This window comes from Pseudomonas psychrophila HA-4 (assembly GCF_000282975.1).
Lineage (GTDB): Bacteria > Pseudomonadota > Gammaproteobacteria > Pseudomonadales > Pseudomonadaceae > Aquipseudomonas > Aquipseudomonas psychrophila_A.
On the sequence record NZ_ALJC01000088.1, the window covers coordinates 1 to 644 of the forward strand.

Below are 644 nucleotides of genomic sequence, written 5' to 3' on the forward strand. Positions count from 1 at the left end.
AACACTCACACCAGCGACAAAGTTGAACAATACATCGACCTGCCAGCAATGAACTATTGGCTCGACAAAACCGCCCCAAGGCATTTTTCTCATCTTCAACAACGACACGAAGCCCTATATGCCGACCGTGGCGTGTACTTGCTGCGACACCGCAGCGGCACTTGGTGTGTGGATTACCACGACAGCGAACACCGTGAATGGCTGGATGAAATGGCCTTTGCGTGCCTCAGCGCCCAGTGCTTACGCAACGCCGGGGCAGAGCAATACGCAGAGTACGTGCGCAGCGCGGATGACGGCGCATTGCGGCAATTGTTCTACGGCTGGAGTCCTACACTTGAGGGGGCGGTCAATACGAACAGTCGTGCAACTGAACTGATGGCGGCGCTGGGCATTGAAAATCAGGCCAATGCGATGGCCGCAATGAGTAAGGTGCTGGGACCGCAGGGTCTCAACGTTCTTTCTGGCCTGCGTATGATGGCGGGCAACGCCAATAGCCTTTGGAACACCCTCGTAAAACGCTTAAGCGCCTCATTGTTGTTGCTCAGCAGCAAAGTGGGGGAGCCGTTGAAAGGTCCTTGGCTAGCCATGATGACCGCCACACGAGCCGCTCACCAAATTGGCCTGCGCTTAATTGTCCAAGGCAA

At 55.6% G+C, this 644-nt stretch carries 1 pseudogene; it reads left to right on the plus strand.

Annotated elements, in window-relative coordinates:
* Nucleotides 1–644 (plus strand): annotated as a pseudogene (locus B347_RS24990) (hypothetical protein); the annotation flags it as partial.